The following is a 5,390-nucleotide window of genomic DNA, read 5'->3' on the forward strand; positions in this document are numbered from 1 at the left end:
CTCTCCGCCCCACCACCAGGACCCTTCCCCCTCCCGCCGCGACGGCGGGACGCCCGGCGGCGGCACCAGGCGGGCGTTCGGCGGTCCGAGGCGGAGACGTGCGTCAGCGGTGGCCGGGCCGAGGGCGAAGGCCGCCCCGAGGACGAAGGCCGTCCCGAGGGCGAAGGCCGCCCGGCGTGGGGTCGGCCTGCTGGCGGTCGCCGCCGTGGTGGCCGGCCTGACGGGAGCGGCCCCCGGCCCGGCGGGCGGCGCGGACGCGGCGGGCGGCGCCAAATCCGGCACCCCCGCCAAAAGCCCCGTCGCCACGGGCTACGGCGGTGCCGTCTCCAGCGTCGACGCGGACGCCTCGGCGGCGGGCATCGAGGTGCTCAAGCACGGGGGCACGGCCGCGGACGCGGCGGTGGCGACCGCCGCGGCCCTCGGTGTGACGGAGCCGTACTCGGCGGGGGTCGGCGGCGGCGGGTACTTCGTGTACTACGACGCGCACTCCGGCAAGGTGCACACCATCGACGGCCGCGAGAAGGCTCCGCTGAGCGCCGGCAAGGACCTGTTCACCGAGGACGGCAAGGCCATCCCCTTCGACGAGGCGGTGACGAGCGGCCTGAGCGTCGGCACGCCGGGCACGGCGGCCACCTGGGAGAAGGCCCTGGACGCGTACGGCTCCAAGTCACTGGCGAAGGTGCTGAAGCCGGCGACCAGGCTGGCCCGCGAGGGCTTCACCGTCGATGAGACCTTCCGCGCGCAGACGGCCGACAACGAGGACCGCTTCCGCGACTTCCCGGCGACGGCGGAACTGTTCCTGCCCGGCGGCGCGTTGCCGAAGGTCGGCTCGACGCTGAAGAACCGCGACCTGGCCCGCACCTACGACCTGCTGGCTCACAAGGGCACCAAGGCGCTCTACCGCGGCAAGCTGGCGCGCGACATCGTGGAGACCGTGCGGAAGCCCCCGGTGGCCGAGGGCGCGGACCGCGAGGTGCGTCCTGGCGATCTGCGGACGAAGGACCTGAAGGCGTACGAGACGCGGTCGCAGAAGCCGACCCGCACCGCGTACCGGGGCCTGGACGTGTACGGGATGGCGCCGTCCTCCTCGGGCGGCACCAGCGTCGCGGAGGCGCTGAACATCCTGGAGCGGAGCGACCTGGGTTCCCTGAGCGAGAAGGAGTACCTGCACCGGTATCTGGAGGCGAGCCGTATCGCGTTCGCCGACCGCGGCCGGTGGGTGGGCGACCCCACCCAGGAGGACGTGCCGACCAAGGGGCTGACCTCGCAGAAGTTCGCGGACTCCCGCGCGTGCCTGATCGACGACGACGAGGCGCTGACCAGCCCGGTCGCGCCGGGCGATCCGCGCCACCCGCGCGCGTGCGAGAGCGGTGACGCCGACCAGGCGGCGCCCACCACGTACGAGGGTGAGAACACCACGCACCTCACGGTCGCCGACAAGTGGGGCAACGTCGCGGCCTACACCCTGACCATCGAGCAGACCGGCGGCAGCGGCATCACCGTGCCGGGGCGCGGCTTCCTGCTGAACAACGAGCTGACGGACTTCTCCTTCACACCCGCCACCCCCGGGGTGTACGACCCGAACCTGCCGGGTCCCGGCAAGCGGCCCCGCTCCTCGATGTCGCCGACGATCGTGCTGAAGCACGGCAAGCCGGTACTGGCGCTGGGATCGCCAGGCGGCGCGACCATCATCACCACGGTGCTGCAGACGCTCACCAACCACCTCGACCGCGGCATGCCGCTGGTCGACGCGATCGCCGCGCCGCGCGCCAGTCAGCGCAACGCCGAGCAGACGGAGGCCGAGCCCGCGCTGATGGACAGCAAGGTGCGGCGCCAACTGGAGAAGCTGGGCCACTCGTTCGAGGAGACGGCGGAGATCGGTGCGGCCACCGGCGTGCAGCGTCTTCGGGACGGGCGCTGGCGTGCGGCGGCCGAGACGGAGCGCAGGGGCGGCGGCTCGGCGAGGGTCGTCCACCCGACCCGCGGCTGACTCGCGGGCGGCCGGTCGGACCGGGCACGCCGGGTGAGTAGTGCGGCCGGGCGCGGCCCCGCGGGCCGCGCCCGGCCGCACGCGGGCGTCTCCGATTTCCCTCGCTGAGCGAGGTAGTGTCGGAGGGGTGACCGTCACCGACACGAGCGCATCCGACCTGGCCGTCGTGCACCAGTTGCGCGCCGTCGCCGCCGAACTCGACGTGTCCGCCGCCAAGTTCGCGCACCGCAACGGCCTCCACCCCACCGATCTGCGCGCTCTCGTCTGCCTCCTGGATGCCGCCAGGGCCCGCACGCCCCTCACCCCCGGCAGCCTCGGCGCCCGGCTCGGCCTGAACTCGGCGGGCACGACCTCACTCGTCGACCGGCTCGAACGCCTCGGCCACGTTCGCCGGACCCGCGATCCGCGCGACCGGCGGCGCGTGCTGCTGGAGGTGGACGAGAGGGCGGTCGCGCTGGGTGAGACGTACTTCGGCCCGCTGAACGAGCAGGTGGCCGAGGCGGCAGCGCGGCTGTCGGAGGCCGAACTGGCCGCCGTACGCCGCTTCCTGGCGTCCGTCCAGGAGGGAGTCGCCGCCCGCCGGGAAGGCGACTGACCCGCCAAAGCGAACGCCGCGCTCCGGCGTCCGCCCCTACGCCCTCAGCCGCGGGCGCTGTCCCACGCCGCGCTGTGCAGGAAGTGGTTGTCGTACCTGTTCTGGACCTCCAGCAGGCTCTCCGGGGGGAGTTCGCCCTTGGCGACGCGGGTGAGGTGCCGGAAGTAGTCGAAGCGCGCGACACCGGGGGCCAGGACGATCAGAAGGTCGGCGTTCTGCCCGGGTGCGGCGGCGAACGCGTGCGCCGTGTGCGGGGGCACGACGACGAGGTCCCCGCGCCCGGCGGTCATGACCTGGTCGCCGGACAGCAACTGGGCGGTGCCGTCGAGCACGTAGAACATCTCGGCGGACCGGGTGTGCCGGTGCGGCGTGGCACCGTTCGCACCGTCGAAGAGGGTGACGCGCTGGGTGGAGAGCGCGCCGCCGGTCTGGTCGGCGTCGGCCAGCAGGGTGACGGCCGACGGCGCCTGCCCCAGCACCTCGGCCTCGGCGGCGCGGACGACGACCGTGTCGTCGAACTCGGGCACGATCAGCGACATGCGGGCCTCCGGAAGCGTCGGCGTTGCGGCGGGGGTGCCGCCTCCTCACCCCGCATTGTCCACGAACCCGGCCGGACGGGTCGTTGCCCGCTCGGCGGTGTCCAGCCGGAGGCCGGGGGTCGGGGGCCGGGGGCCGATGGCTTGGCTGAGCCCGTCGTGTCCGGCGCGGCGTACGGTGTCGGACGTCGCGCTGACTCGCGAGGTCGCCCGTCGACCGGGGAGGGCCGCGGCCAGGCCGGCACGCGCGTGAGGGCCGTCAGACCACAGGCCGTACGATCGCTCTTTCATCTGTTGTGTGGCGGGGGAGACGGCTGCCATGGCGGCCGACGGGCCCGGGGGGAGAGAACATGAGGTCCTTGCGAGCGGATGACCCTCAACACATCGGCGACTACCGCCTGCTGGGTCTCCTCGGTGAGGGCGGGATGGGCAGCGTCTACCTCGCCCAGTCCCCGCTCGGGCGCACCGTCGCCGTCAAGCTCGTGCGGCGTGACCTCGCCGAGCACGCGGAGTTCCGGGACCGCTTCGAGCACGAGGTCCGCGCGGCACGCCGGGTCGGCGGCGCGTGGACGGCGCCCGTACTGGACGCGGACACGGGGGCCGACAGGCCGTGGGTCGCCACCGGTTACCTGCCGGGCATCACGCTGTCCGAGGCCGTCGCGGGCCGCGCGACGCCGCTGCCCGCGCGGACCCTGCGCATTCTCGCCAACCGCCTCTGCCGCGCCCTGGGCGCCGTCCACGAGGCCGGGCTGATCCACCGCGACGTGAAGCCCTCCAACATCCTGGTCACCATCGACGGGCCCCGCGTCATCGACTTCGGTATCGCCCGCGCGCTGGAGACCGTCACCGCCGACGCGCACCTCACCCGCACCGGCGCCGTCGTGGGATCGCCCGGCTTCATGTCCCCCGAACAGGTGCGCGGCGACCGGCTGACGGAGGCCAGCGACATCTTCTCCCTCGGCTCGGTGCTGGCCTTCGCCGCCACAGGGCACACCCCGTTCGGCGGCACCGGTGTCGCCGGGCACGTCCAGATGTACCGCATCACCCAGGAGGAGCCCGACCTCGAAGGCGTGCCGGAACCGCTGCGTGCGGTGGTGGCCGCGTGCCTGGCCAAGGAGCCGGACCAGCGCCCGACACCGGACCAACTCCTGGAGCGCACCGCGGATCCGGACGGCGAGCCGGGCCCGGGCGCCGGTGGCCACGACACCGCCGAACCCTGGCTCCCGGCCACCCTGGTGGCCCAACTCGGCCGCCACGCGGCCCAACTGCTCGACATGGAGGCCCCTGGCGCGCGAGTGGCCGCCGCCCGCGCCGCCGAGGCCCCGGCGCTGACCCCGCCGGCACCGGCCAGGGACGCCGGCCGCGACACGGGCGCCTGTGAGGTGCCGCCCTCCGCAGGCGGCCCCGACCCCGCCGCGCAGCCGGGCACGGGGTCGGACTCGGCGGCGTCGGCGGCGGGTTCCGACGCGAAGCCGGGCGCGGGCGCGGGCTCGGACGCGAAGGCGGACGCGGACCCGGGCTCGGCCACCGGATCGGGCTCCGTCACGGGGTCGGACCGGGTTACGGGGTCGGGCCGGGCCACGGGATCGGACCGGGTTACGGGATCGGGCTCGGTCACCGGATCGGACTCGGCCACCGGGTCGGATGCGGTCATGGAATCGGGCTCCGTCACGGAATCGGGCTCCGTGCCAGGGTCGGGCTCGGTCACGGTGTCGGTACCGGTTACGGGATCGGGCTCGGTCACGGAATCGGGCGCGGCCGTGGAGGCGGGGAAGGACGCGGAGGCCGGCCCGGACGCGGGGCCGGGCGCGGCCGGGGCCGGCGGGCGGGCCGCCGGCCCCGCCGACGCGTCGACGACCGGCGGCGCGCCAGCACAGGGGCAGGGCCCGCCGGCGCCGGCGCCGCCCGGTGGTCCGCCGGAGAACGGCGTGCCCGGCATGCACGGCATGATGACCGTCACAGGGCCGTTCCAGGGCACACCGCCCTCGGGCCAGTGGGCCCAGCGCGGCGGTGGCCCGTACGCGCCGCAGGCGCCGCATCCCGGGTACGGCGAGCCCGTCGCGCCCCGGCGCTCGGGCGGGCGCGGCGTGCTGTTCGGCGCGCTCGGTGTCGTCCTCGCGGTCGTCGCGGGGGCGGGGACGTTCGTCGCGTTGCGGGTCCTCGACGGGGGCGGCGAGGACGGCAAGCGGGCCGGTTCCGGGGCGACACCGTCGCCGGGCGCGGAGGGGAGGGGCACCGGCGAGGAGAAGCCGTCACCCGAGGACATCAG

4 protein-coding genes are annotated in these 5,390 nt (G+C 75.1%); 3 read left to right on the forward strand and 1 reads right to left on the reverse strand.

Annotation, left to right across the window (positions count from 1 at the left end; genetic code table 11):
• Positions 1–187: 187 nt before the first annotated feature.
• Together ggt and AB8Z75_RS31740 are read left to right on the forward strand one after the other, a co-directional pair.
• Complete coding sequence (gene ggt, locus AB8Z75_RS31735) at positions 188–1,990, forward strand: gamma-glutamyltransferase (RefSeq protein ID WP_369208078.1); 1,803 nt, start codon at positions 188–190, stop codon at positions 1,988–1,990.
• A 127-nt stretch (positions 1,991–2,117) separates the two neighbouring features.
• Positions 2,118–2,585 (forward strand): MarR family winged helix-turn-helix transcriptional regulator, encoded by a 468-nt coding sequence (locus tag AB8Z75_RS31740; RefSeq protein WP_369208072.1) that lies wholly within the window; start codon positions 2,118–2,120, stop codon positions 2,583–2,585.
• Positions 2,586–2,629: 44 nt separating this feature from the next.
• Here the strand turns inward: AB8Z75_RS31740 and AB8Z75_RS31745 are convergent, their stop codons facing one another.
• Complete coding sequence (locus AB8Z75_RS31745; protein ID WP_369208074.1) at positions 2,630–3,124, reverse strand: cupin domain-containing protein; 495 nt, start codon at positions 3,122–3,124, stop codon at positions 2,630–2,632.
• Between the two features lie 347 nt (positions 3,125–3,471).
• On the opposite strand from AB8Z75_RS31745, the gene AB8Z75_RS31750 reads away from it, so the two are divergent.
• Positions 3,472–5,390: protein kinase (locus tag AB8Z75_RS31750; RefSeq protein ID WP_369208076.1), on the forward strand; the 1,919-nt coding region annotated here is incomplete at its 3' end.

The organism is Streptomyces sp. PU-14G, from assembly GCF_041028275.1.
In the GTDB taxonomy this organism is placed as follows: domain Bacteria; phylum Actinomycetota; class Actinomycetes; order Streptomycetales; family Streptomycetaceae; genus Streptomyces.

Excerpts from the sequence above, each read along its gene's own strand:
- AB8Z75_RS31745 (WP_369208074.1), bottom strand. The coding sequence starts at position 3,124 with ATGTCGCTGATCGTGCCCGAGTTCGACGACACGGTCGTCGTCCGCGCC.